Annotated in this window: 1 protein-coding gene; it reads left to right on the top strand. The window is 67.0% G+C overall.

What is annotated here, in order from left to right; all coding sequences use genetic code 11:
• Window positions 1–210: hypothetical protein (locus FOY53_RS23370; RefSeq protein WP_186766745.1), on the top strand; the 210-nt coding region annotated here is incomplete at its 5' end.
• Window positions 211–527 lie beyond the last annotated feature (317 nt).

The following is a 527-nucleotide window of genomic DNA, read 5'->3' as shown; positions in this document are numbered from 1 at the left end:
TTCATCCTGATTGCCTTCGTGCTGGCGGTGGTGATCGCGGTGGTGCGCGGCCGGGTGGCCGGGGTCACCGCCAAGGATGCGCTGGCCGAGGCGGTCACACCCGTCACCTGCATGTGGGCCGAAAAGGAACGCCGGGATCTGGACGAGGCGCTGGACCGGCTGGAACGGCTCGAGCGCGATCTTGCCATCCTCAAGGACCGGAGAGCCTGACATGTGCCGCGCGGTGGAACGGGCCTCGGTCCGGCTGCACGGGCTGATCTGGCCGGATCTGCCGCCGATGTCGGTCTGTGCCCATGCCTGGTGGCGGCGCGAGTGTCGCGGCTGGCGGATCTGGTGGCAACTGTCGGACTGGATCGTCGCGCGATTGCCATTCTGGCGCGAGCGAAACCACTGCCAGGCCAGCTATGAGCGGTGTTTCCCGCGACCAGGCGCCAAACCGCAAACTGACCAGACCTGCACACCCGCCCCGCCATCGCGCGGGGCTTTTCCTTGGAGCGGACAATGACCTTCACCAAATGGCTGCAGTC

Source organism: Puniceibacterium confluentis, from assembly GCF_007923445.1.
In the GTDB taxonomy this organism is placed as follows: domain Bacteria; phylum Pseudomonadota; class Alphaproteobacteria; order Rhodobacterales; family Rhodobacteraceae; genus Puniceibacterium; species Puniceibacterium confluentis.
Note: the sequence above shows the minus strand (reverse complement) of the source record. Positions and strands in the feature narration are given on the sequence as shown.